Annotated in this window: 20 protein-coding genes and 1 pseudogene; 7 read left to right on the top strand and 14 right to left on the bottom strand. The window is 63.0% G+C overall.

Translation table 11 applies throughout. The features are described 5' to 3' along the window. Positions 1-18: 18 nt before the first annotated feature. From E1N52_RS27495 to E1N52_RS27480, 4 genes are all read right to left on the bottom strand, one after another. Positions 19-1,311 (bottom strand): MFS transporter, encoded by a 1,293-nt coding sequence (locus E1N52_RS27495; protein WP_133185944.1) that lies wholly within the window; start codon positions 1,309-1,311, stop codon positions 19-21. A gap of 65 nt (positions 1,312-1,376) precedes the next feature. Next, entirely contained in the window at positions 1,377-2,294 is a 918-nt protein-coding gene (locus E1N52_RS27490) for a dihydrodipicolinate synthase family protein (RefSeq protein ID WP_133185943.1), read from the bottom strand. A gap of 2 nt (positions 2,295-2,296) precedes the next feature. Then, positions 2,297-3,469 (bottom strand): L-rhamnonate dehydratase, encoded by a 1,173-nt coding sequence (locus E1N52_RS27485; protein ID WP_133185942.1) that lies wholly within the window; start codon positions 3,467-3,469, stop codon positions 2,297-2,299. A gap of 72 nt (positions 3,470-3,541) precedes the next feature. Further along, positions 3,542-4,588: a 4-hydroxythreonine-4-phosphate dehydrogenase PdxA gene (locus tag E1N52_RS27480; RefSeq protein ID WP_133185941.1), complete on the bottom strand. Its 1,047-nt coding sequence runs from the start codon at positions 4,586-4,588 to the stop codon at positions 3,542-3,544. Between the two features lie 171 nt (positions 4,589-4,759). Between E1N52_RS27480 and E1N52_RS27475 the strand changes: the two genes are divergently transcribed. Further along, the gene (locus tag E1N52_RS27475; RefSeq protein WP_133185940.1) at positions 4,760-5,707 is read left to right on the top strand and encodes a LysR family transcriptional regulator; all 948 of its coding nucleotides are present in this window, start codon (positions 4,760-4,762) and stop codon (positions 5,705-5,707) included. Between the two features lie 446 nt (positions 5,708-6,153). On the opposite strand, the gene E1N52_RS27470 is transcribed toward E1N52_RS27475, so the two are convergent. The 4 genes from E1N52_RS27470 to gtdA form a co-directional block, all read right to left on the bottom strand. Next, positions 6,154-7,362, bottom strand: a complete 1,209-nt coding sequence (locus E1N52_RS27470; protein ID WP_133185939.1) for a 3-hydroxybenzoate 6-monooxygenase — start codon at positions 7,360-7,362, stop codon at positions 6,154-6,156. A gap of 23 nt (positions 7,363-7,385) precedes the next feature. Next, positions 7,386-8,036 carry a maleylacetoacetate isomerase gene (gene maiA / locus E1N52_RS27465; protein WP_133185938.1) on the bottom strand — a complete coding sequence of 217 codons (651 nt, stop codon included), beginning with the start codon at positions 8,034-8,036 and terminating at the stop codon, positions 7,386-7,388. Between the two features lie 19 nt (positions 8,037-8,055). Further along, positions 8,056-8,754, bottom strand: a complete 699-nt coding sequence (locus E1N52_RS27460) for a fumarylacetoacetate hydrolase family protein (protein ID WP_133185937.1) — start codon at positions 8,752-8,754, stop codon at positions 8,056-8,058. A gap of 104 nt (positions 8,755-8,858) precedes the next feature. Beyond that, complete coding sequence (gene gtdA, locus E1N52_RS27455) at positions 8,859-9,905, bottom strand: gentisate 1,2-dioxygenase (protein WP_133185936.1); 1,047 nt, start codon at positions 9,903-9,905, stop codon at positions 8,859-8,861. Positions 9,906-10,060: 155 nt separating this feature from the next. On the opposite strand from gtdA, the gene E1N52_RS27450 reads away from it, so the two are divergent. Further along, positions 10,061-11,068 carry a LysR substrate-binding domain-containing protein gene (locus E1N52_RS27450; RefSeq protein ID WP_133185935.1) on the top strand — a complete coding sequence of 336 codons (1,008 nt, stop codon included), beginning with the start codon at positions 10,061-10,063 and terminating at the stop codon, positions 11,066-11,068. A 110-nt stretch (positions 11,069-11,178) separates the two neighbouring features. Here E1N52_RS27450 and E1N52_RS27445 read toward each other — a convergent pair whose 3' ends face one another. From E1N52_RS27445 to E1N52_RS27435, 3 genes are all read right to left on the bottom strand, one after another. Further along, on the bottom strand, positions 11,179-12,327 hold the full coding sequence (locus tag E1N52_RS27445) for a porin (protein ID WP_205965674.1): 1,149 nt from the start codon (positions 12,325-12,327) through the stop codon (positions 11,179-11,181). Positions 12,328-12,425: 98 nt separating this feature from the next. Then, positions 12,426-13,784, bottom strand: coding sequence for an MFS transporter (locus tag E1N52_RS27440; RefSeq protein ID WP_133185934.1), 1,359 nt, complete (start codon positions 13,782-13,784; stop codon positions 12,426-12,428). 453 nt (positions 13,785-14,237) lie between these two features. Next, a complete protein-coding gene (locus E1N52_RS27435; protein WP_165979454.1) occupies positions 14,238-15,314 on the bottom strand; it encodes a LysR family transcriptional regulator in 1,077 nt (358 codons plus the stop codon). Here E1N52_RS27435 and E1N52_RS27430 point away from each other — a divergent pair. The 4 genes from E1N52_RS27430 to E1N52_RS27415 all read left to right on the top strand — a co-directional run bounded on the left by E1N52_RS27430 (position 15,299) and on the right by E1N52_RS27415 (position 19,612). Beyond that, a complete protein-coding gene (locus tag E1N52_RS27430; protein ID WP_133185932.1) occupies positions 15,299-16,510 on the top strand; it encodes a M20 aminoacylase family protein in 1,212 nt (403 codons plus the stop codon). The two genes, E1N52_RS27435 and E1N52_RS27430, sit on opposite strands and share 16 nt — an antisense overlap. Positions 16,511-16,606: 96 nt before the next feature. Next, positions 16,607-17,851 carry a porin gene (locus E1N52_RS27425; RefSeq protein WP_133185931.1) on the top strand — a complete coding sequence of 415 codons (1,245 nt, stop codon included), beginning with the start codon at positions 16,607-16,609 and terminating at the stop codon, positions 17,849-17,851. Between the two features lie 43 nt (positions 17,852-17,894). Then, entirely contained in the window at positions 17,895-18,263 is a 369-nt protein-coding gene (locus E1N52_RS27420; RefSeq protein WP_133185930.1) for a BON domain-containing protein, read from the top strand. Positions 18,264-18,328: 65 nt separating this feature from the next. Then, positions 18,329-19,612 (top strand): MFS transporter, encoded by a 1,284-nt coding sequence (locus E1N52_RS27415; RefSeq protein ID WP_133185929.1) that lies wholly within the window; start codon positions 18,329-18,331, stop codon positions 19,610-19,612. Positions 19,613-19,660: 48 nt separating this feature from the next. Here E1N52_RS27415 and E1N52_RS27410 read toward each other — a convergent pair whose 3' ends face one another. Then, entirely contained in the window at positions 19,661-19,864 is a 204-nt protein-coding gene (locus tag E1N52_RS27410) for a DUF3562 domain-containing protein (RefSeq protein ID WP_133185928.1), read from the bottom strand. Between the two features lie 430 nt (positions 19,865-20,294). Between E1N52_RS27410 and E1N52_RS27405 the strand changes: the two genes are divergently transcribed. Next, the gene (locus tag E1N52_RS27405) at positions 20,295-21,593 is read left to right on the top strand and encodes a TAXI family TRAP transporter solute-binding subunit (protein WP_133185927.1); all 1,299 of its coding nucleotides are present in this window, start codon (positions 20,295-20,297) and stop codon (positions 21,591-21,593) included. 51 nt (positions 21,594-21,644) lie between these two features. Here the strand turns inward: E1N52_RS27405 and nirK are convergent. Both nirK and E1N52_RS27395 read right to left on the bottom strand, forming a co-directional pair. Further along, positions 21,645-22,676: pseudogene (nirK, locus tag E1N52_RS27400) on the bottom strand (copper-containing nitrite reductase); the annotation flags it as partial. Between the two features lie 523 nt (positions 22,677-23,199). Then, complete coding sequence (locus E1N52_RS27395) at positions 23,200-23,907, bottom strand: Crp/Fnr family transcriptional regulator (protein ID WP_205965673.1); 708 nt, start codon at positions 23,905-23,907, stop codon at positions 23,200-23,202. Positions 23,908-23,926 lie beyond the last annotated feature (19 nt).

Raw genomic sequence — 23,926 nt, 5'->3', positions numbered from 1 at the left:
GGTTTCGCCGTTTGCGCGTCAGTCCTCGCATCGCTTCGGCAGTGTGAGTGCCAGCAGGCCGGAGACAGCCAGCACGACCGCAAGCGAGTAGACACCTGCAGCCGAGCTGACGTGCTGCGTCAGTACCCCCACCGCATACGGGCCGCAAAACCCCCCGAGATTGCCGAGTGCGTTAATGAGGCCGCGTGCGCTGCCTGCCGCCTCGACGCTGCAAAGCTTCGGCGGAATCGCCCAGAAAACGCCCGCTGCCGCCTGCAGGAAGAAGCCGCATCCAATCAGGAATACGAATGATATGACCATCGTCGCGTGCGTCAACACCGACAGCGCGAGGCAGGCGGCGAAGCCGACGAGCGGCAGCAACACAAAGAGGCGCCGCTTACCTGAACGATCCGACAGGTACGACGTCGCGAACATGCCAATGACCATGGCGACGTACGGAATCATCGCGAGCAGGCCGACCTTGCCCATGCCCGTATGAGTCAGGTCCTTGAGCAACGTGGGCAGCCACATCGTGTAGCCGTAGATTCCGGCCTGGTAGCAAAAATTGATCGCAATCAGCAGCCAGATCGTCGGAGTGCGCAAGAGCGCGCCCAGCGACGTGACGGTCGGCGCGCCCGCCGCCGCTTTGCGCTCATGCTCTGCGCGCAGCGCGTCGAGGATGTACGCCTTTTCCCGCGGCGAAACCCAGCGCGCGGTCTCCGGGCCGTCATCGGCAAACAGGAGCCAAACGCCGAGAAAAAGGAGCGAAAGCACCGACGTGCAGTAGAACAGGTGGCGCCAGTCGTATGCCGCGAGCACGAAACCCGACAGCGGCGCGGTGATCAATCCCGCGAGTGGCACGAACATGATCACCATCGCGTTTGCCCGGCCGCGCTCGCGATCGGGAAACCAGTGGCTGACCATCGTCAGCACGACCGGGAGCATGCCACCCTCCGCAACGCCGAGCAGGAAGCGCAGCGTGAGCAGCTCCCAGGTCTGGGTAACGAAGCCCGTGAGCCCAGACAGAAGCGCCCAGCTAAGGAGCGACCACGCGATGAACTTCTTGCCGCTGCCAAGCGCCGCGCGCCGGCCACCCGGAATCTGCAGGAACAGGTAACCGAAGAAGAAGATGCCACCCGCGAGTCCCGCCATCGATGCGCTCAGTCCCAGGTCGGCGTTCATGCCGCCCGGCATGGCAAACGCGATGTTGACGCGATCCATGTACGAGATGATGCAGGCGAGCAGCAGCGGCACGATCACGCGCACCCACCGGCGTCGAGGAATGGCGTCATCCGCTTCGTATGCCGGGGTTGCCGGGTTCAGAATGGTCATGGTGTCTCCAATATTGTTTGGTCACGTCGGTCGTTTCGCCGACGGCATGCGCCGCGCTCGCCTTGTCAGCGCCCCCAGCGCAGCACAAGCGGATCGAGCCGCCGCGCCGCGTCGAGCAGGCCGGCGCGGACCTGTGGATGTAACTCGGGCCACGGCGCGCGTGGCTTGTCGCACGCGATTACGCCGCCCGTTTTCAACAACGCCTTCGCAGTCAGGAAGCCCGATTGCCGGTTCTCGTAGTTGATGAGCGGCAACCAGCGCGCGTACCGCTCGACTGCCTCGTCGCGGCGACCCGCGAAGTGCGCGTCGGTGATCTGGCGGATGCCATCGGGATAACCGCCGCCCGTCATCGCGCCCGTCGCGCCCGCATCGAGATCCGCGAGCAGCGTGATGCCCTCTTCGCCGTCCCAGGGGCCCTCGATCGCATCGCCGCCCAGTGCGATTAGTTCGCGTAGCTTCGACGCAGCACCTGCCGTCTCGATCTTGAAGTACGACACTGCGTCGATCTCGCGAGCGAGTTTCACGAGCAACGGCACGGACAACGTCGTGCCGCTCGCCGGCGCGTCCTGAATCATCAGCGGGATCTGCAGGCCAGCGCTCACCTCAGCGAAGAACGCGTGGATCTGCCCTTCGGGCACGCGAAATGTCGCGCCGTGGTATGGCGGCATCACCATGACCATCGCAGCGCCGAGCGCCTGCGCTTGACGATTGCGTTCGGCGCAGATGCGGGCGCTGAAATGCGAGGTTGTAACGATGACAGGCACCCGCCCAGCGACATGCTCGAGGGTCACTCGCGTGAGCATCTCGCGTTCGTCGTCGCCGAGCACGAACTGCTCCGAATAGTTCGCGTGGATGCAGATGCCGTGCGAACCCGCGTCGATCATGAAGTCGAGGCAACGTCGCTGGCCATCGAGATCGAGCGCGCCGTCCTCCGTGAAAATCGTCGGGGCAACGGGAAATACACCCTGGTAACGCGCCGCCATGGTCACTCCACGATCTCGAACTGGTCGAGGAATTCCGTCTTGAGCGTGAGGCCGAGGCCCGGCACGTCGTCGCGCAGTTGCAGGAAGCCGTTTTCGGCCACCGGCTCGCCGTCGAAGATGTAATAGAACAGTTCGTTGCCGACCTCGACGTCGAACATCGGGAAGTATTCGCTCATCGGCGAAGCGAGCGTGCTCATCGTCAGGTGATAGTTGTGCAGCTGCCCCGCATGCGGAATCACGGGCACCGAGTACGCCTCGCACAGCGCGTTGATCTTGTGCGCCATCGTGATCCCGCCGACCCGATTCGTGTCGTACTGGACGACCGATACCGCCTTGCGGTCGAGCAGTTGCCTGAAGCCATACAGCGAGAACTCGTGCTCGCCGCCCGAGATCGGGATGCTCGTCAGGCGATTCAGTTCCGCGTACCCGTCGATGTCGTCGGCGATCACCGGCTCCTCGAGCCAGCGCGGCTCGAACTTCTCGAGCTTCGGCAGGATGCGCTTTGCGTACTCGACGTTCCAGCCCATGTAGCACTCGAGCATCAGGTCGTTGTCATAGCCGATCACCTCGCGGATCGCTTCGACCGACTTGAGGTTTTCCTTCACGCCGTGCTGCAGGTGTGCGGGGCCGTAGCCGAAGCGCATCTTGAACGCGGTGAAGCCTTGATCGAGAAACTTCTGCGCCTCGTTCTGCATCGCCTTGAGGTCGGTGCGATAAAGCTTGCTGTAGTAGCAGGGAATCTTTTCCTTGGTACGGCCGCCCAGCAGCTTGAACACCGGCTTGCCGACCGACTTGCCGAGAATGTCCCAGATGGCGATGTCGACAGCCGAGATGGCGCCCATGGCCACGCCCTTGCGGCCCCAGGCGTGGGTTGCCCGGTACATCCGCTGGTTCAGGTATTCGTAGTCCCATGGATCCTGGCCGATCACGAGCGGCGCGAGATACTGATCGATGATGGCCTTCGCGATCGAAGGCGCCAGCGCCACGTTACCCAGGCCAACGATGCCGTCGTCGGTTTCGACTTCCACCACCGTCCATGAGTGGAAGCGGAAGGTGCTCATCGTTTCTTGCGGCGCATAGAGTAGGTCCATGGCGTTGGAGCAGAAGTTGCCCTGCGGCGGCACGGTCTTGCCCTTCCATTGAAATACGCGGGCTCGTACGGATTTGATCTTCATTTTTGTGTCTCCTCTAATTCGATCGGTATTCGGAATCGGAATCTGCGCCGGCGTGTACGACCGGTCGGCGCGTCATACGGAAATCGCCTGCTGGCGGTGCGCGGCGCCCATCCGGCAGGCAATCTGTAGCGCCTGCCATGTCGCACCCACGTCGGCAACCCCGCGGCCTGCGATGTCGTAAGCGGTGCCATGCGCAGGCGTCGTGATCGGCACAGGCAGCCCTCCCTGCACGGTCACGCCGCGCGAAAAGCCAAGCAGCTTGATCGCAATCTGGCCTTGGTCGTGGTACATCGTGACGATCGCGTGATACTCGCCTGCCTGGGCCTTCAGGAAGATCGTGTCTGCGGGGAACGGGCCATGGAACGGCTCGGCAGTCGGCCAGTGGCGCGCCTGCAGTGCTCGCACCGCGGGCGCGATGATGTCGATTTCCTCGCGGCCGCAGCTGCCGCCATCGCCACCGTGGGGATTGAACGCGGCAATCGCGACCTTCGGCAGCGCCACGCCGTTCGCAAGCAGCGACTGATAGATCAACTCGGCCGCCTGCCCGATCCGCTCGACGCTCAGGTAGCTCGCCGCATCCTTGAGGGGAATGTGCGAGGAAATGCGCGCGGTCCACAGCTCCCCGAGCGTGTTGAATTCACAAAAGTAGCCGTTGACGCCGAGATATTCGGCGAAGTGATGCAACTCGTCTTCGTGGCGCAGGCCGCCGAGCTTCATCGCGTGCTTGTTCAATGGTGCGAAGCAGATCGCGTCGACATTGCCCGCGAGCGCCGCGTCCATGCACCGGTCCAGCACGCTCAGCACCGAGCGGCCACCTTCGGCGCAGACCTGACCGACACGGACCTGCTCCGGCTCAACCGTATCGATCTCGACGAAAGCGGGACGGCCAGTCGCTTGCCGGCTGCGCGCATCGGCGAGCGACTCGAGCCGATCCGTTTCGACCTTGACGCCGGCAACGCGCTGGCCGGCTTCCCAGAGCCAGCGATCGCCGATCAGCACGAGGTTGGCGCGCGCGCTCACGTTCGGATGGGCGAGCAGCTTCGCGATCAGTTCGGGGCCGATTCCGCCCGGGTCGCCGAGCGTCAGCGCGACGACGGGCAGGTTCGCATCGATTGTCATGCCGCCTCCCCCGCCTGAGCGGTACGCCGCGCTGCCCTTGCAATGCTCTGCATGTTGCGTCTCCTGTAGAGGCCGGGATCCGGCCATGCGTCATGTGGGGTTCATACTAGGTAGACGGATTGAGTCGGTAAATTGAAAACTCTTGATGAATTGATAACCAGGGGTAATCAGATGGGCTCGATCGACCGCCGCGATTCGACTTCACAACTGCTGAACCGGCTGCGGATGCGCCAGATCGCGTTGATGCTTGCGGTCGACGAGTGCTCGACGCTGCGCGCGGCGGCCGACCGGCTCAGCCTGACGCAGCCCGCGGCGACCAAGATGCTGGCGGAACTCGAGAGCGCACTTGGCCAGCCGCTGTTCGACCGCGTTGGGCGCGGGCTCGTGCTCAATCCGGCCGGCGCGCGGGTGCTCGGCTATTTCCGCGGCATTCGCGGCAGCGTCGAGGCGCTGAACCGCGAACTCGCGGAGCTGCAGCTCGGCAGCGCCGGTCGGCTCGCGATTGGCAGCATCATGGCGGCCGCGCCAGGGCGGCTCACCGAGGCCCTCGTGCAACTGAAGGAACGCTACCCACTGCTCGCCATCGAAATTGCAGTCGACACCAGCGACCGGCTGATGCCGCAACTGCACGACGGCGTGCTCGAGGTCGTGATCGGTCGCGACGTCGGGACCGATTGCACGTTCCGCGCGGTCGACGACGAGGCGCTCGCCGTCGTCGCGGGCTGCACTCACCCGCTCGCGGGCGCCGGGCCCGTCACTTTCCGCGCATTGCTCGACTACACGTGGATCCTGCAGCCGGCGGGAAGCCCCGCGCGCGAAGTTGTCGAACGCGAGTTCCGCATGCACCACCAGCCGATGCCGCGTGGACTAATCGAGACCGGCTCGATTCTGACGACGATGAACCTCATCGACCGCTCTCCGATGCTCGGCGTGATCCCGCTGACGGTTGCCCAGCGCAACGCAGAACACGGGCTCGTCACAATCATCGACTACGTGTTCGCGCAAAAGCTGCCGTCATACGGCAGCGTCGTGCGGCGCGACCGGCCTTTGAGCATTGCGGCCCGGCAATTTCTCGGGCTGTTTCATCGGGACGCCGACGACTACCCGGATGCGGCGTAGTTCGATACCGCGGGGCCGTTCCCGCCGACAGCCCCTGCGTGCATGATTGCGCCTGGAGCGTACTGTATCGATCGACTACCCCGGCGTTTTCGAGAAAACGAGCCGATTCATGCAGTGTGGCAAAGAAGTTACCTGACGGTAACCGCAGACCGGTGATAATGGCGCGATCTCCGAGCTGGCAGTCACGGTGAATCACCCCGGATGATGGGTAAGGATATGCAAGCTTTCCAAGCGACGATCCTCGGCAAAGCCCGGAAGATCCTCGAATTTGAGAGGTTGCGCTGCTCCGGTTATTTTAATCAGGAAAGCTTATAATTTAAGTGGCGAGTGTCCAACACTTGCCAACGTGATCAAGCGGGACGAAATACCTTACAACAGTGCGTTACCTCGAGCGGGGCCTCGCTTCCTCTCAAGAATCGTCGAGCCCCCTGGCTTCAACGCACCGCTTACACAGCGCCTTGCAGACACTGCTCCTCGCGCCAGCCGTACAGCCACTGCATGGCATCGTAGAACTGCTCCTGTGTGCGCCCGACCCACAGCGTGTTGCGCACGAGGCGCTCTACGCCCTTCGCGTGGTAGATGCGTCCCATCTCGCGCGCCGAGTACAGCACGCGCGCCGTGCGTGGAATGCGTGCTTTCTCGTAGATCGCAAAGGCCCGCTCGAAATTGCCGTCCGCGGCCTCATAGGCGGCGCCGAGCGCGACGGCGTCTTCGAGGGCCTGGCAGGCGCCCTGAGCGATATATTGCGTCATCGGATGCGCGGCGTCGCCGAGCAGCGTTGCACGGCCGAAGCTCCAGCGCTCGACGGGGTCGCGGTCCGCGGTCGCCCAACGGCGCCACGAGGTCGGGCGGTCCAGCATCTGGCGTGGCTTCGGGTGCACGCCCTCGAAGTACGAAAGCACTTCCTCCTTGCTGCCATCGCGTACGCCCCACTCTTCCTGTTCACGGCTATGGAAGGTGACGACGAGGTTGTACTGCCTCCCGCCGCGCAGCGGGTAGTGCACAAGGTGGCAATGCGGCCCGGCCCAGACAACGGGCGCGTTGATCTGCAGATCGGCGGGCATGTTCTCGACGTCGACCACTGCGCGATAGACCACATGGCCTGTTACGCGCGGCGCGTCACCTAGCAGCTTCGCGCGTACCGCGGACTTCACGCCGTCGCAGCCAATTACAGCGTCGGCCTGGTAACGCTCGCCATGCTGATCCGTGAGCGTCACACCATGTTCGTCCTGCTCGAGCGACTGGACCTGCGTGCTGGTGCGAAACTGGATCAGCGGATTGTCCTGCACGGCTTCGAGAATCGACAGGTGGATATCCGCCCGATGGATCACCGCGTAGGGATTGCCGAAGCGCTCGCGAAAACGTGCGCCCGTTTCGATGCGTGCGACCTCGCTCGCGTCGGTCGCATCCATCAGATTGAGCCAGTCTGTATAGACGGCGCGGTTGCGCGCCGCCTCGCCCGCGCCCAGCGCGTCGAGCGCGTTGAAGGCGTTCGGTCCGAGCTGGATGCCCGCGCCAATCTCGCCGATCTTGTCGGCCTGCTCGAGCAGCAGCACGCGCACATTCTGGCGCGCCAACGCGAGCGCCGCCGCCAGCCCGCCAATGCCGCCACCAACCACGATCACACGCGGTCCATTTTGATTCGTTATGCTCATGATGATTGTCTCCTCTGGCGAACTCACGCCATATAGTCGGGCTGCAGTTGCGGCTGCGCCTGCATGAATGCGGGCTCCGTCTGCGCGTGTTCGAAGATTGCACGCGCGCGCGGATAAGGCGTGAGATCGCAGCCCATGCGCTGTGCGTTGCCGAGTTGTGGAATCAGGCAGCAGTCGGCGAGCGTGGGCAGCGCGCCGAAGCACCATGGCCCGTCGTGTTGCGTGGCCGCGCGCGCGAGCAGCCGCTCGACGCCCGCGAGGCCTTCCGCGATCCAGTGCCAGTACCACTTATCCTTTTCCAGCAGCGAGACCTTCAGTTCGTCCTGCAGATAGCGCAGCACGCGTAGATTGTTGACCGGATGAATGTCACAGGCGATCAGATAGGAGAGTTCGAGCACGCGCGCGCGCAACTGCGCGTCAGCAGGAATCAGGCGCGGCTGCGGGTACTGCGCGTCGAGCCAGTCGATGATGGCGAGCGACTGGCCCAGATGCAGCGTGCCGTCCACCAGCGCCGGCACGGCCGCAGAGGCATTGACCTCGTTCACGTATTGCGTGTCGCGATGCGCGCCGGTGCGGATGTTGACCGGCAGCGTCTCGTAGTCGAGTCCCTTGAGCGCGAGCGCAATGCGCACGCGCCACGAAGTCGAGCTATTGAAAAAGCTGTAGAGCTGCATGATGCCGTTTCCTGACCGCTCAGACCACACGCACGGTCAGTTCGCCGAGGCGCTCGACACCGACCTTCATCGTCTCGCCCTGCTTGACCGGACCCACGCCCTCGGGCGTACCCGTGAAGATCACGTCGCCCGGTTCGAGACGGAAGAACTTCGAGAGATAGGCAACCGTCTCCGCCACCGACCAGATCAGGTGCGAGACGTCGCTCTTCTGCCTCGTTTCGCCGTCGACGGTGAGCCACAGGCCGGCTTGCGCGAAGTGACCCACGCTCGCGGCCGGATGAATCGGGCCGAGCGGCGCGGAACGATCGAACGCCTTGCCGATTTCCCAGGGTCGGCCCATCTCGCGCATCTTCATCTGCAGGTCGCGGCGCGTCATATCGAGACCGACCGCATAGCCCCAAACGTGGTCCAGAGCATTTTCGACTTCGATGTCCGAACCGCTCTTGCCGATCACCGCGACCAGTTCCGCCTCGTAGTGGTAGTTCGAGGTCTGCGCCGGATATTCCAGCTCGAGCGTTTCGCCGTAGGCCACCGGCACGATCGAATCACCCGGCTTGCAGAAGAAGAACGGCGGCTCGCGGTCGGGATCGAAGCCCATTTCGCGCGCGTGCGCCGCATAGTTGCGGCCGACGCAGTAGACGCGGCGCACGGCGAACTGATCGGACGAACCGGCGACGGGAACGGCAACGGGTGCCTCGGGAGTAAAGACGAATGCCATGATTGCTCGTATGGGAAAGGATAGAAAGGATTGCTGGGCGGCTAGCTCGCCGCCTCGTTGCGGGCACACGGTTGCAAATGCGTTCGTATGCCCGGTTTGTCCGCTCAGGTGCGCGACTCGCGCAGGAGATTCAGCGCCGCGAGCACGGGACGGTCCGAGTAGCTGAACAGCACGCTGTCATCGTCGGCGTCGAGACGCACGGGCAGCCATGAAGGCGCGACGAACACATCGTGCGGCGCGAACGCGAATTCCGTGTCACCGATATGCGCCGTGCCCTTGCCTTCGACCACGCAGTAGACCGTCGCATCGGTGCTGCGGTAGGTTTTGCCGCGAAAGCCCTTCGGCAGGAATTGCATGAACGTGGCGATGGTCGGCATCGGCCAACCGCCCGTGGCTGGGTTCACGTAGCGCAGCTTCACGCCGTCCCACGGGTCGAGGTCTCCGTGACGGTAGAGCGTGTCGAGCGCCTCGCGGCTGCGTTCATAGGGATAACTGAAGATAGGCGAAGTCGGGTCCGTCACCTCGTGACGCACCGGCAGCATGTTGCTGCCGTAGCGCGCCAGGCTGTCCCCTTCGGGGCGCGAAATCGGCTGCGTGTCCTCTGGGTAGTTCTCTGCAAAGCTCGCGTCGAGATGCGCGACCAGCGGAATATCCAGACCATCGAGCCACACCACAGGCTCGCCGCCTTCTTCGAGCGACGGGTTGCCATGGTCGTGCCACGTCCACGACGGCGTGATGATGAAGTCCCCGGGGTGCATGGTCGTGCGCTCGCCGTTCACGGCGGTCCACGCGCCCTTGCCTTCCACGATGAAGCGCAGCGCCGATTGCGTGTGACGATGGCTCGGCGCGATTTCGCCGGGCAGGATCAACTGAAGGCCGGCATAGAGATTCGGTGTGACCGCCGACTTGCCCGGCAGCCCCGGGTTTTCCATCACCAGCACGCGGCGCACGGCCTCGGCAGCGCTGATCACGGAACCCGCCTGCATGACCAGATCGCGGATCTGCGCGTATTTCCAGATGGCGGGCAGCGCCTTGGATTGCGGCGACGAAACCACCAGTGCGTGCAGCGATTCCCACAGCGGGGAAAGTTGCTGGCGCGCAATGCGCTCGTAATAGGCGGTGCGGGTCTCGTTCTGAGCCGTAGCTGACATTCGGTGTCTCCTGACTTGTTGGGCGCCGCGGAGAGGCGCCGCGGCCATGTCTCGAACTCTGCAACTGTTGCATTTATAGGGCACCGTGCCATACCATGTGAAATGGTAAATTCATCTCATCCATATACTTTCCGATATACCTCGCGAGGCCCCACATGGCGGACTGGACCCATCGATTGCGGCTTCGGCATCTGGAATTGCTGCTCAAGCTTGGCGAGACCGGCAACCTGAGCCAGTCGGCCGCTGCGCTCAACACCACGCAACCGGCGCTCTCGAAGTGGCTCAAGGAGCTGGAGGAGGACATTGGGCTGCCGTTATTCGAGCGTCACGCGCGCGGCTTGCGGCCTACCTCGTACGGTGAGGCGCTCATCGAGCACGCGCGGCGCATCGCGGGTCACCTGGACAGCGCGCGCGACGACCTCGCGGCGCAGCGCGCCGGCGGCAGCGGTCTGGTGGCCATCGGCACCTCGGGCGTTTCGGCGGCGGACACCGTGCCAATGGCGGTCGCGCGGCTCGTCAAGGCATTGCCGCGCGCACAGGTGCGCATCGTCGAGAGCACGATGAATCTGATGATGCCGCAGCTCGAGCGCGGCGAACTCGACATCGTCGTCGGACGCACGGCAAGCGAAGCGCCCGATTCGCTGCTGTGCGGCGAGGTGCTCTATCGCGAGCGCATCAACTTCGTTTGCGGTCTCGAGCATCCGCTCGCGGCGCGCCGCTCCGTCAGTTGGGACGACGTTTACCACTACCCGTGGATCGTCTGGCCCGAGGGCACGCCGGTACGCAAAGCGCTGGAAACGGCTCTCGTGGCGGCTGGCCGCGGCATGCCCCAGCACTGCCTCGAATCGAATTCGTCGATCCTCAACGTGACGCTGCTGAACCAGACCGAGCTGCTGGGCGTGGCTTCTCATCGGGCGGCGCTGCGCTTCGTGCGGATGAATGCGCTACGCGTGCTGCCGATGCGGCTCGCGGGAATCGGTTCGGTTTCGATGTACTGGCGCGCCGATAGCGTGAATCGCCAGGCCGTTGCGCTGACGCTGGAGCACCTGCGCGCGAGCGCACGGGTCGGCGCGCGGCGCATCGGAGGCGAAGGCTACGAACAGGACCTTGAAGAGACCGCACACCAGTCGAAAAAGGCCGATCTCGCGGCCCGCAGCCGTTAATCGAGTCTCACGGCTGCAGGAAAGACAGGGCGCGCGCACCAATCGTTACCTGGATCGCCAGTGCCGGCGTGCGGCACCGGCACGGCACTACCGGCGAAATCGCCGCGACCTCAGAACATCTGCCGGATGCCCGCCATCACGCCGAGCTGCGACATGCCCGCCCCCGGCGACGCCCCCGAGCCGCCCTGGCTCAGGGTGTAGGCCGCGTGCGCGCTGTTGGCGAGGTAGCCGCCCTGCAAATAGACGGCAGTCCGCTTCGAAAGCAGGTAGGTACTGCGCAGCGTGAAGAGCGTGCCGCGCGTGTCCTGGTCGCCATTGATCATGCGATAGACGCCCCCGTCGATCAGCCATGCCGGTGTCGCGTACCACGCCGCGGTCATGTAGTAGAGGTTCGATTGAACGTTGGGCACCGAGGCGGATGCGGTGTCGACGCGACGCCCGAGCCAGCCGCCGCCCACCTTGACCGGCCCAAGCGGCGCATAGCCGTTCAGCTGGATGCGCGAATCGGTATCGCCCGAATTCGTGAGCGTAAGAGGTGTCACGCCGTTGAAGAAGTTCGCCGCCGCACCCGGTCCTCCGCGTTGCTGGTCGTACGCGGCCGCGACGCCGAAGCCCGCAGGCGCGTCGTAGCGCAGCATCGCGGACCACTGACGGCATGCCTGAGAATCGCCGGGTATCTGCCCCGCGCACGTGCCCTGTCCTGGCGAGTTACCCGTGCCGGCGGCGTCGCGTCCGAACGACCAGGTCGCGCCAGCCGTCACACCGTGCCACGCGCCTTTCCACGCGACGGTATTGTCGCTGCGGGCGTTGGGCACGTAGTTGTCGAACGTGCCGGTGCCGCCGTAGATGTCGGGCCCGAGCAGATCCGAATCCTGGAGCGCCCAGAACGTCATCGTGTACTGACGACCGAAGCTCAGGGTGCCGAAGGGTCCCTGCAAGCCCACCCACGCCTGGCGGCCGAACAGGCGGCCGCCCTGGCCGCTGTCGCCGCCGCGCACGTTGAAACCGCTTTCGAGGACGAATACCGTCGACAAGCCGCCGCCGAGTTGCTCGGTGCCGCGCAGGCCCCAGCGCGACGGCATCTCGCCGGTGATGCCGGGCATGCGAACGAGGCTGTCGCCGTCGCGGTTCGCGTGCGTCACATATTCGATGCCGGTGTCGAGAATGCCGTAAAGGATGACACTGCTTTGCGCGTGGCTCACGCCGCTCGCGGCCATGCCGAAAGATGCCGCACAGGCTGCGGTGATGACTTTTTTCATTGATAGATCTCCATACGCGTCGACGTCGAACGCAATTTTTTCGTCTGTTTTTTGCGTCTGTTTTATTTGTGACCCTGCTTGCGGCGTATGCACCGCATTCATTCGCCGCTGAGCAGAAGCTCGTCTTGCGACGCAGGCTCCGCCGCCGTGCGCCAGCGCCCGAGCGCCGCCATCGCGATACCCGCGACCACTGCAGGCACACCGACGATCACGAAGAGCGACGGCAACGTCAGCCCCATCGAAAGCATCGCGCCGCCCGCGACCGAACCGACCACCGAGCCAAGGCGCCCAACGCCGTTTGCCCAGCTCACACCGGTTGCACGGCAATCGGTTGGATAGAACGCAGCGGACAGCGCGTTGGCGCCGACCTGCGAGCCCGATACGCAAAAGCCCGCGAAGAAAACCGCAAGCGCCGCGAGCCAGGGCGTTGCTGCGAGCGAGCCGATCGCAGCCGTGAATACGCCGGCGGCCGCGTAGCTCGCGCCGAGCACGTAGCAACGATTGAGGCGGTCCATGAGCCAGCCGAGCACGATTGCGCCGAGCGTGCCGCCCACCTGGAACATCGCCGTGACGAGCGCCGCCGTGCGCAGTGAGGCGCCGGTAGTACGAAGCAACGTCGGCAGCCAGCTCGACAGCAGGTAGATCACGAGCAGGCTCATGAAGAAGGCGAGCCACATGAGCAGCGTGCCGCGCAACAGTTCAGGGCGGAACAGATGACTCACTGGGGAGCCAGCCGCCTTCGTGCCGGACGTCGTGAACGTCGCATGGGCAAGATCGGCTTCGGGAGCGATGCGCGCGAGCGTGCGTTCGATGCGCTCACGATGCCCGCCACGGCTCGCGAGATAGCGCACCGATTCCGGCAGGCGCCATGCGAGAAGCGGCACGAGCGCGATTGGCACGATGCCGCCCGCGAGCAGCACCGAGCGCCAGCCGTAATGCTCGATGAGCGCGGCTGCTGCGAATCCACCGAGTGCGGAACCGATCGTGAAACCGCAGAACATCGTCGTCACGAGAAACGAGCGGCGCGCCGATGGGCAGTACTCCGAAGTCAATGTGATCGCGTTTGGCATCGCACCGCCGAGGCCGAGGCCAGTCAGAAAACGCAGCGCGATCAGTACACCGAGCGACGGCGCGAACGCCGACATCACGCTCGCCAGCCCGAACGCGGACACACAGAAGAGCAGGAGGCGCTTGCGCCCTACCCGATCGCCAAACGGCCCGAAGGCGAGCGCGCCGACCATCAGCCCCGCGAGTCCCGCGCCGAACAGCGGCGCGAGCTGGGCGGGCGCCAACTGCCATTGCAGATGCAGCACCGGCGCGATGAAGCCGATCGCCGCCGTATCGAAGCCATCAATGGCGACGATCAGAAAGCACAGCACGACGATCAGCGTCTGAAACCTCGAGACGCGATGCCGGTCGATGAATGCCGTCACGTCGACGGTGTGTGAGATTGCCATGGTTGTCTCCTCAGTTTTCGCTTGCGCGTCACGCGCACTGCTTCGGGTATTGCGTAACCGATCGGCGGTAGCGGTACGTCACGACCACGAAGCGCGCGCGACCGTTCCCGCGCGGTGTGCCTTGCAAGGGGCACCGCGTCGGTTTTTCTTATTGGGGATCGGGTTCAGGTGTGCGCTTCGCGCAGCCGGTTCGGCGCAGCGCCTGTGGTGTTGGCCGCGCCGGTTTAACGGGTACGGCCATTCACGGGATGCTTGCCCGGCGTTGGTGTTGACATCGTTGTCTCCTGTCTTTTTTCAGCCTTCGGCGTGGCGCCCTGGCTATCTGTGAACTTGACCGGAGCCAATTAAAAGCCAAGGAGAGATGGCACGTAAAATGACCAATTCATATCTCCCATATGTTTTTTCGTATAGCTCGAAGACGGTTGCAGGAGACGGCGCCGCCGCATGGAGAGTTCACTCAGCGCAATCCGCCCCCTTGGCAGCGATGCGTAGACGTTCTGCCCTTACTTCCGAGATCTTGAGAATGCAATCGATCAAATGCTCTGCAGGTTTCGTCAGCTGCGCATCGGGTGGCGAAAGGAGAAAGAGCTGCGAGGGAGGCGGAGCAGGTTTGATTGACAACTCGACGAAAGACCGCCCCACGACTGTCTCGTTGAGCGCGAGAAGATTAAGCGCGAGCACGGCATCCGATTTCAGTGCAAGCGCGTAGAAGAGCGAATAGGAAGTACAGAGGGTGATCCGTTCTGGCGGCGCGAGGCCCGCGTCCTGGAAGATACCGCGGACGAACTCCGGGTAGCTGTCGGTGACGTCGGTGTGAATCCATTCGGCATCCTGCAGATCGGCCAGGTCTTTTGCGCCTGAGTATTTCCCGTCCGCACGCGTAACCAGCACCGAATCGAACGCGAAAAGCGCTCTGACGATCCCTGGCGCTTCCCCGCGATTCACGGGAAAGGCCGCCAATGCGATGTCGATGGTCCGGTTGCCGAGCCTCTCGGTCAACTGGTTGAACTCGAGCTCGCGAAACTCGACAGTCACGCGAGGCCAGTGCCGGCGGAACTCCACGAAAGCCTCCACCAGTCCGGCCATACCCGCAAGCGGCGTCACACCGACGACCAGGCGCCCCTCTCGTTTGCCCCTCAGATGGCTGAGATCTTCTTCGGCACGCTCGAGTTCGCGCACGACGTTGCGTGCACGTTGCAGCAACGTCATACCTTCCGCCGTCGGCGCCATGCCCCACGGGTGCCGCTCGAGCAACTGAACGCCACATTCATTTTCCAGTTCACGAATCGCACGGGTGACAGCCGGTTGGGTCAGGTGTAGCCGCCGGGATGCGCCGTGGATGCTGCCCGTCTCGGCGGTTTCAATCAGTGCGCGCAGTTGCTGGATTTTCATAATGCGGAATGATGTGCGGTTTTGGTATTCAGATGCAAGTTTTTGATTTTTTATTTTGACCGATCGTTCGTAGTCTAGCCCCTGATCCAGTTTCTGAGAAACGCCAGCAGGAGGCAAAAACAATGACCCGAGCGACAACGAATCCCGAAACGCAGCAATACGCCGAACTGCTGGAAACATTGCGCCGTCACGAAGCCCAGTTCATCCAGATCCGCCACGACATTCACGCCCATCCGGAGTTGGGCTTCGCCGAGAAGCGGACTTCCGCCCTCGTCGCCGAACAGCTTGCGCAATGGGGCTACGAGGTGACGACGGGCATCGGCGGCACGGGTGTGGTCGGGAAGATCAAGCGCGGCGACTCGCCGCGCGCCATCGGTCTGCGCGCCGACATGGACGCCCTGCCGATTCAGGAAACGACAGGCCTGCCCTACGCCAGCACCGTCGCCCAAACGATGCACGCCTGCGGCCATGACGGGCACACCGCAGTCCTGCTGGCCGCCGCGCACCACCTCGCAACGCAAGGGCAATTCGACGGCACCCTCAACGTCATTTTTCAGCCCGCCGAGGAGGGCCTTGGCGGCGCCTCGCGCATGATCGCCGATGGCCTCTTTCAACGCTTTCCCTGCGATCAGGTGTTCGCCCTGCACAACGCACCCGGCCTCCCGGTCGGCCATTTCGCGGTGCGTCACGGCTGCATGCTGGCGTCGTCCGACACCGTGACGATCACCGTCACGGGTCGCGGCGGGCATGGCGCGATGCCCCATCTCGCGAGCGATCCGGTCGTTGCGGCCGCAAGCATCGTCATGGCGCTTCAATCGATCGTCGCGCGCAATGTCGAACCGACACGCGCTGCCGTGGTGACGGTCGGCTCGATTCACGCGGGCAAGGCGGCCAACGTGATTCCCGCGACGGCCACGCTGGAGCTTTCGGTGCGTGCACTCGACAGCGAAACCCGCAACACGCTCGAGGCGCGCATTCGCAGCATCGCCGAACTGCAGGCGCAGTCGTACGGCACGACCGCTACGGTCGAGTACCACGCCATCTCGCGCCCCCTCGTGAACGAGCGGGCGGCAACCGATCACGCGATCGCGACCATCGAGGCGCTCGTGGGCAAGGAGGCGCTCACGATGATGCCCGACGCCCTCATGGGCAGCGAGGACTTCTCCTGGATGACCGAGGTGCTGCCGGGCTGCTACGTGCTGCTTGGCAACGGCGTCGGCCAGACAGGCGGCTGCCTCGTTCACAACCCGGGCTACGACTTCAACGACGCCGCGCTCAGCTGGGGCGCGGCCTGGTTCGTCGCACTGACCGAACGCTACCTGCGCACCGAATAACCTCAGGCACGTCAGGCGATGGACCGCTGTCACGTGTCGCCTGCGTCAGTTGCCGCTTTTCCTTTGCAGTTTCTGACCAACCACAAGAGCCTATAAATGTCAGCACGCAGCCTTCGGCAATATTTCGCCACCGATAACAAACGGGCCAACGAACAACGGAAGCGCTTTTCACGAGGCGTGCTGCGTGTCGGCTACGCCGCAACGCTCTGCGCCGTGAGCCAGGCGGCCTCGGCCCAGGCCTCGAACCTGTTCTTCAGCGACTACTTCCAGGGCGTGCCGTACGCGACGACCGATGCCTATACGCCTGGGCTCAGGCTCTATGGCGTCGTAGACCAGGCAATCGGCTTCACCAAGGGTGCCCAGACCGCCTTCGTTCAGCAAAGCGGCGGCGAGTGGACTTCGAAGTTCGGCATGTATGGCGTCGAGGATCTCGGCGGCGGCTACCGCGTACGCTTCGCGCTCGAAAATGGTTTCGACGCCTCCAACGGACAACTCGGCACCGCGGGCACGATGTTCAACCGCGAAGCGTGGATTGCGCTTGGCTCCGCGAGAACCGGCGAAGTGAAGCTGGGCCTGCAGGATGCCGTCGGCGTGCCGCTCTTCGTAGACGTGTTCGGCGAGGTGCTGTCGATTTCGACGGTTGCCTATCTGGCCGGATGGACCTACGACCTCGGACCGGGCGCCAGCTATCAGCCGTTGCACATTTCCAACGCGATTAGCTACTCGTCACCGTGGTATGGGCCGTTCAATGCGCAGGTGCTCGTGCAGACGCACACCCAGGATTCGACTGCGCCGACCCTGACCAACCGGTCCGTTGCAGTCAATTACTTCGACGGCCATCTGTTCGGGACGATCAGCTATTTCGGCAACTACGCGGTGAACGGGCTCAATCCCTCGCAATACGTACGCACCGACAACATCGCCGGCGGCGTGCTTTACGACAGCGGACACTATGTGCTCTCCGCGGGTTACAGCTTCCTCGCCCCCCGGCTCGACGGCGACCGGGTGTCTTCGACTTATACGCTCGGCGCGATCTATCGCTACCTGAAGCGCAATGACTTTCGCGCTGAAGTCGTGTATCGCACCGTCGGCGGCTGGGTCGATCACTCGTACGGCGTGACACTTGGCTACGACTACAACCTCTCCAAACGTACGGCCCTCTACGTGCGCGGCTCGGTCATCCATAACATCGGCACTGCGCCCACCTATAGCCACTATCCCTACCCCTACACGCAACAGCCCACGCTCGACAGCATCAACAATGCATACGCGGGTCAAAACGGTACGGAGTTCTACAAGACGCCGCACGTCGTGCTGGTCGGCATGTATCACAAGTTTTGATGTGGCTCGCGCTACGCAGATCCATTGACTGAGGAGAAACAGCATGACGAATAACCCTCTCACCCGGCTCGCCGCCGTCCTGCTCTTTATCTTTTGCGTAAATGTGGGGGCGCAGGAAAGCAGCGACACAGCGGCGACATCGGCCGCATCCATTTCGACCGCACCGGCACCAGCCGACAAGCAGCTGGCCGCCGACGTGCGCCAAGCACTGCGCGCCGCGCGCAAGCAGGGCCTCAAGTCGACGTACATTCGCGTGCGCGCCCACAACGGCGCAGTCACGCTGAGCGGCGTCGTCGCAAGCGACAACCAGATCGCACTGGCCACGTCTGTCGCACGCGGCGTGAATGGCGTGCGCTCGGTGACGAGCAAGATCGAGATACGCACCAACACGGGCCTGAACGGCAACCAGTAAACGTCGTGGCGCGCGACGCGATGTATGCAACGCGCGCCCTCACCCCCTTTCACGGCAGCCTCAACATGAATGTAGTCGACGCCAGCGCAACGAGCGCATCGAGCACGCGTCACTCCACGGTCATCGCAGCCGCACTCGGCAACGGCCTCGAGTTCTTCGATTTCACGGTTTTCAGCTTCTTCGGGCCGATCATCGGCAAGCTGTTCTTTCCTGCCAGCGACGAGTTCGCCTCGCTACTGATATCGCTCGCCGCATTTGGTGTCGGCTTCGTCATGCGTCCGCTCGGCGGGGTCGCGATCGGGATATTCGCGGACCGTGCGGGCCGCAAGCCCGCGCTGCTGGTGACGGTCGCGATGATGGCGCTCGGCACCGGCCTCATCGGCCTTGCGCCCACCTACGCACAGATCGGCATTGCTGCGCCGTTGTTGATCGTATTGGGCCGCCTGCTCCAGGGCTTCTCCGCTGGTGGCGAAGTCGGCGCGGCAACCACGCTGCTGATGGAATCGGGCAGCGCAGGCAAGCGGGGCGTGCTCGTGAGCTGGCAGATGGCAAGCCAGGGTGGCGCCGCGCTCGCGGGCGCCCTGATCGCCGTACTTCTCACGAAGTCGCTGACGCACAGTCAACTCATCGATTGGGGCTGGCGGCTGCCGTTCGTGATCGGGCTTGCGATCGGGCCGATCGGATTCTTCCTGCGCACGCGCATCGAGGACACGTCGCGGCACCTTCATTCGCGTGCGGACGACGCCGCGAAAGTGCGCCATCGACTTCCGGTTCGGCAGATCGTTGCGGGCGTGATGCTGGTTATCGGCAGCACGGCCACGATGTACACGATCGTGTTCTTTCTCCCCACCTTTCTCACGCTGACGCTGCACATGCCGCCAGCCACGGCTTTGCCGAGCAGTTGCGCGGCCGGTGTCATCCTGCTGGTCGGTTCGCCGCTGGCAGGCAAGCTTGCGGATCGCGTGGTGTCCCGCAAGCGACTACTGTTCGGCTCCACGGTTGCATCGCTCGTCGTCGTGCTGCCGGCGTTTTGGGCGATCGCCGCCTTCCCGTCAATGGCCACGGTGGCCGTCGCCGTCTCGGTGCTGGTCGGCCTGATGACGTTATCGAGTCCGGCGGGATTTCTGATGATTCTGGAAGCGCTGCAACCCGAAGTACGAGCGACTGCGCTCGGCATCATCTATGCGATCGGCGTGACCCTGTTCGGCGGGTTCGCCCAGTTCATCGTCGGCGCGCTATGGCGTGCAACCGGGAGCTTCTACGCTCCAGCATGGTACGTACTGGGCTGCGGATGCCTGAGCCTGTTCGGGCTCCTGCTGTTCAGGGAAACCCCTCCTTCCAGAAGTTAAGACGCTGCGCGGCGACAGCGTGATGGCCGGGAACCCGGCCTGTACCGCTTATCGGATTGATTGCGCCGACGCGCGCTTGAAACTCTCCCGAACGCGTCGTGCTGCCAGGAGGGGGACATAGTCCATTATTTTTGCGTCGAGCCTGAAATCGGCCAGGGCTTCTGCGTACATCTGCGACACCAGTTGCTCGGGTTGATTCGTTGAAGAAGCGAGTTCCTGAACAATCGTCTTCGTGTCATCGTTCCTGGCCATGACAACCTCCTTTGGTTGTTTCCTGTTGTTTGACCATGCCAGGGCCAAACAACAATGTCATCGATCTCTACGCAACTGGTTAACGAACTTCAGCCGATAAGCCGCACATCCAGCGGTCCCTAAGCGCCTTGAATCTTGATCTCCGTCAACATCGCAAGTATAGAGATGATGGCGGTGACGACCCTGCGGCGCGCGGTCGCTAACCCGGCCGGCTAGATTAAGCAGTCAGCTAAGTGCGCCTGCCGCTCGTGTCCGTCGCGCGGACGGGGGGTTCGCACGACCGTGGCATACTCACCGCGAGCGATGTTACATAACCATATCGATCACAGCGGATCGCCGCGCATCGCGATCCTTGCTGCGGTCAATCCTGGAGACGCGGACAACAATGCCCCGACACAATCCGGCACTGCATCGCAGCCAGAAAGCCCCCATGACCAGGGCGAGGCGGCGCTTCCTGATCGTCGGCGTAATCGTTCTGTTGGCTGCGTTTGGCTGGGTGGTGGCGATCGTGGCCGCGCCTGCGTTCCAGCGCACCATCGTCATGACCAGCGGCGCGGACAACGGCATCTATCGCGGTTTTGCGGATCACTACGCACCCATCCTGAAGCGCGCGGGCATCAAGCTCGATATCCGCAGTTCTTCCGGCGCGGTGGAAAATTACGAGCGGTTGAGAGACCCGAACAGTGCCTATGAGGTCGGTTTCATCCAGTCGGGCACCACCAGCCCGAAGGAGACCGACGGTCTGCAGACCATTGCTGCCGTGTCGTACGAACCGATCTGGGTGTTCTATCGCGGCGACACGACGGTCGACCAGCTGTCGCAACTCCGTGGCAAGAAGATTTCGACGGGCGTGCCCGGCAGCGGTCTGCTCAACGTTGCGCAGGTCTTGCTCGGCTACAGCGGCATCACGAGCCAAAACTCCACACTGCTGCAAATGGACGCACCTGCAGCGTACCAGGCGCTCGAGCGAGGCCAGATCGACGCGGCTTTCTTCATCGGCAGGCCCGATGCCGATATGCAGAAGACGCTGCTGAACAGCGATCTCAAGTTGATGAGTTTCGCGCAGGCCGACGCGCTGGTTCAGAAGTTCCCGGCACTTTCGAAAATCGTTCTGCCACGCGCGTCGACGAGTGTCGCCGATGATCGGCCACGCAACGACGTCACACTGCTCGCGGCGACGGCGCTGCTCGTATCGAAAGACACGCTGCATCCGGCGCTCGTCTATCTGCTGCTCGACGCGGCTCACGCCGTTCACGGCGGCGAAGATTACTTCACCCCGCTCGGCACGTTCCCGAACCTGAAGACGGAAGAATTCCCGATCTCCGACGAAAGCGTCCGCTACTTCAAATCCGGCCAGCCGTTCCTGTACCGCTATCTGCCGTTCTGGCTCGCGAGCGTGATCGAACGACGGTTGCTGATCCTCGTGCCCTTCGCGGCGCTCCTGATCGGCTTGCTTCAGGCGTTGCCGCGCATGCTCGAAGCGCGGATGAAGAAGCGGCTCGTGATCTGGTACCGCGAAATCAAGTCACTGGAAGACGAAGTGTGGAGCAACAGCGACCCGACCCGCTCACAGATTGCGCAGTGGAGCGAGGAGATCGAAAACATCGACGCGAATGCGAGCCGGATACGCATTCCGTATCGCTATTTTCAGGACGTCTACGCGCTCAAGCAGGCGATTGGTGTCGTGCGGGACCGGATAACGCATGTTGCGCAGCGAATGAAGGAATAGCGGTGTGTCGGCTTCATAGCCGACACACTACTATCGCGCGGCGGCGGACGACGAATAGATTGCCGGCGCGGCTGGACCATCGACCTTGAGCATGCCCAACGCTCCCTGATTGAAGGTACGGAAAATCGAATGGTCGACGAGCAGGAATGTGCCTGGCACCTCCGTGCGGAACTGGACGACCTTCGCGCCGCCAGCCGGAATCAGCGTTGTCTGTACGCTTTCTTCGTAGTGTTTATACGAGCCGTCCCAAACCCGATCGAAAATCGCGCCGATTACGTGGAAGCTTGATACCAGATTCGGGCCGCCATTACCCACAAACAGCCTGACCGTTTCTCCGACTTTCGCTTTCAGCGCATTATCGCCAGTGAGTGCGCCTTCCCTTCCGTTGAACAATACATAGGTCGGACGTTCGTCGATTGCCTTCTCCATATCGAAGGTCTGCATGCCTTGATCGTGATACTTGCCATTCGTGTAGAAGTCGCCCTGCATCACGTAATATTCGCGATCGACTTTGGGCAGGCCTTCGGGCGGATCGACTTGAATCAAGCCATACATGCCATTGGCGATATGCATGCCGACCGGGGCCGCTGCGCAGTGATAGACGAAAAGACCCGCGTTCAGCGCCTTGAACGTGAACGTGGCATCGTGGCCCGGCGACGCCAGCGTCATTGCCGCGCCTCCGCCCGGACCGGTCACCGCGTGCAGGTCGATGTTGTGCGGCATGTGCGAATCGGGCGGATTCTTCAAACGGAGTTGCACCGTGTCGCCCTGACGCACGCGGATGAAGCTGCCGGGGACTGTGCCGCCAAAGGTCCAGAAGTCGTAGCTGACGCCGTCTGCAATTTCCCGCTTCACTTCCTTGACTTCGAGATCGACGATGACCAGAGCGGGATAGTTCCGCTCGATCGGCGGCGGCACATTCGGCGGACTGGTCAGCACAGCGTGAATCGGCTGCCCTTGTGGCGGGCCAAAGTCACCCGGCGCGGCGCCGGGCTGGTCGGTCGCGGACAGCACCGCGACCGGATACGCAAGACTCGCCAGCAGGCCGAGGGTGGCAAGTGTGGTACATAATCTTCCTGTCATGTTTGTTCTCCTTACGGGTTCCCGCTGCCCGGCTACAGAGGCCGGACGTAATGCGCCGGGCGGATAAAACTTAATATCGACCAATTAAAAAGCATCACCTCCCATTCCAGTTTCCCCTCTCTCATTTGCGATGCATCAGCTAAAAAAATGCTCTGCGCGTCTCATTGACACACTTATAAATTCAAGATAGATTATTTGAATAAGCATTCGTTTTGCACGACCATATATAACGATCACAAACGCGAAACAGGCTAACGCTTAAATCCGCCACACCCCTTAATCTGAATTAATTATTCAATGTCTCTTTTCGACATAATGTCGCATGCGATTCAAGCAATCGCATTCCGCGCAAATTAGCGCCGTCGAAATTCGGAGTTAATGCTCAAGGGTGGGCGTGGAGCGAGGAAATAGCCACTCCAGGCACTCTGGGAACGTGCGCGTATCGTCGTCCGGTCGATGCCTCGATCCGGACGCAAGAATAGATTCGCTTCGATACGTGCGGCAGGTGGTCGCCGCGACCGCCTCAATCCACGCCGTCTTCGGCGATCCGGATGATGCGCGTGAAGTCACAGAGCGTCACGCGCTGATTGCTCGTGACGATCCAGCCGGACTTTTCCCAGCGCGTCAGAATGCGGCTCACCGTATATAGCGTCGTCCCCGACATTTCAGCGACGTGCTTGCGGGTCAACGGGAAATCGATCTCCGTCCCCTGCCCGGTGTTCTCGCCCGCCTTCTCGGCAAGCCGCAGCAAGGCATGTGCGATGCGGCGCTCGACGCTTTGCGTGGCGATCTCGCGAAAGCGCTCCTGCACTTCCTGCAAACGCCTGCCAAGAATGCCGACCAGGTTGACCGCGATGCGCGGGTATCGGTTCATCAGATCGAGCATGTCAGCCTCGCTCCAGCTCAGGGCCACCGACTGGGTGAGCGTGACCGCTTCCGCCGGATAACGGCGATCGGTGAACAGCGCGACAGTGCCAAACATCTCACCCGGTGCGACAAATCGGATCACCACCTGCTCGCCGTCGCTTCCCGACTGGGAGATGCGAACGCCCCCTTCGATCAGCGCATAGGCCCTTCCCGCCCCGTCGCCCTGATAGAAGATGCGGGCCTCCGCACGCAACTCGTGCGTGCGCGCGCAGATCATCGTATCCGCCAATGCAACGGGCGAGAGCCCTTGAAACAGCTCCATGGAAGCGAGCACGTCAGATCTGACCAGCGATTGAGCATTCATTTCGTATCTTCACCAAAAG

This window comes from Paraburkholderia guartelaensis, assembly GCF_004353905.1.
GTDB classification, from domain to species: Bacteria; Pseudomonadota; Gammaproteobacteria; order Burkholderiales; family Burkholderiaceae; genus Paraburkholderia; species Paraburkholderia guartelaensis.
This window is presented reverse-complemented; position numbering and strand designations above follow the sequence as displayed.

Coding starts and splice junctions, on each gene's coding strand:
- E1N52_RS27450 (WP_133185935.1), top strand. CDS start 10,061: ATGGCGGACTGGACCCATCGATTGCGGCTTCGGCATCTGGAATTGCTG.
- E1N52_RS27460 (WP_133185937.1), bottom strand. CDS start 8,754: ATGGCATTCGTCTTTACTCCCGAGGCACCCGTTGCCGTTCCCGTCGCC.
- E1N52_RS27490 (WP_133185943.1), bottom strand. CDS start 2,294: ATGGCGGCGCGTTACCAGGGTGTATTTCCCGTTGCCCCGACGATTTTC.
- E1N52_RS27430 (WP_133185932.1), top strand. CDS start 15,299: ATGACCCGAGCGACAACGAATCCCGAAACGCAGCAATACGCCGAACTG.
- gtdA (WP_133185936.1), bottom strand. CDS start 9,905: ATGTCAGCTACGGCTCAGAACGAGACCCGCACCGCCTATTACGAGCGC.
- E1N52_RS27410 (WP_133185928.1), bottom strand. CDS start 19,864: ATGGCCAGGAACGATGACACGAAGACGATTGTTCAGGAACTCGCTTCT.
- E1N52_RS27445 (WP_205965674.1), bottom strand. CDS start 12,327: ATGAAAAAAGTCATCACCGCAGCCTGTGCGGCATCTTTCGGCATGGCC.
- E1N52_RS27480 (WP_133185941.1), bottom strand. CDS start 4,588: ATGACAATCGATGCGAACCTGCCCGTCGTCGCGCTGACGCTCGGCGAC.
- E1N52_RS27475 (WP_133185940.1), top strand. CDS start 4,760: ATGGGCTCGATCGACCGCCGCGATTCGACTTCACAACTGCTGAACCGG.
- E1N52_RS27485 (WP_133185942.1), bottom strand. CDS start 3,469: ATGAAGATCAAATCCGTACGAGCCCGCGTATTTCAATGGAAGGGCAAG.
- E1N52_RS27425 (WP_133185931.1), top strand. CDS start 16,607: ATGTCAGCACGCAGCCTTCGGCAATATTTCGCCACCGATAACAAACGG.
- E1N52_RS27415 (WP_133185929.1), top strand. CDS start 18,329: ATGAATGTAGTCGACGCCAGCGCAACGAGCGCATCGAGCACGCGTCAC.
- E1N52_RS27440 (WP_133185934.1), bottom strand. CDS start 13,784: ATGGCAATCTCACACACCGTCGACGTGACGGCATTCATCGACCGGCAT.
- E1N52_RS27395 (WP_205965673.1), bottom strand. CDS start 23,907: ATGAATGCTCAATCGCTGGTCAGATCTGACGTGCTCGCTTCCATGGAG.
- E1N52_RS27470 (WP_133185939.1), bottom strand. CDS start 7,362: ATGAGCATAACGAATCAAAATGGACCGCGTGTGATCGTGGTTGGTGGC.
- E1N52_RS27495 (WP_133185944.1), bottom strand. CDS start 1,311: ATGACCATTCTGAACCCGGCAACCCCGGCATACGAAGCGGATGACGCC.
- E1N52_RS27405 (WP_133185927.1), top strand. CDS start 20,295: ATGACCAGGGCGAGGCGGCGCTTCCTGATCGTCGGCGTAATCGTTCTG.
- E1N52_RS27420 (WP_133185930.1), top strand. CDS start 17,895: ATGACGAATAACCCTCTCACCCGGCTCGCCGCCGTCCTGCTCTTTATC.
- maiA (WP_133185938.1), bottom strand. CDS start 8,036: ATGCAGCTCTACAGCTTTTTCAATAGCTCGACTTCGTGGCGCGTGCGC.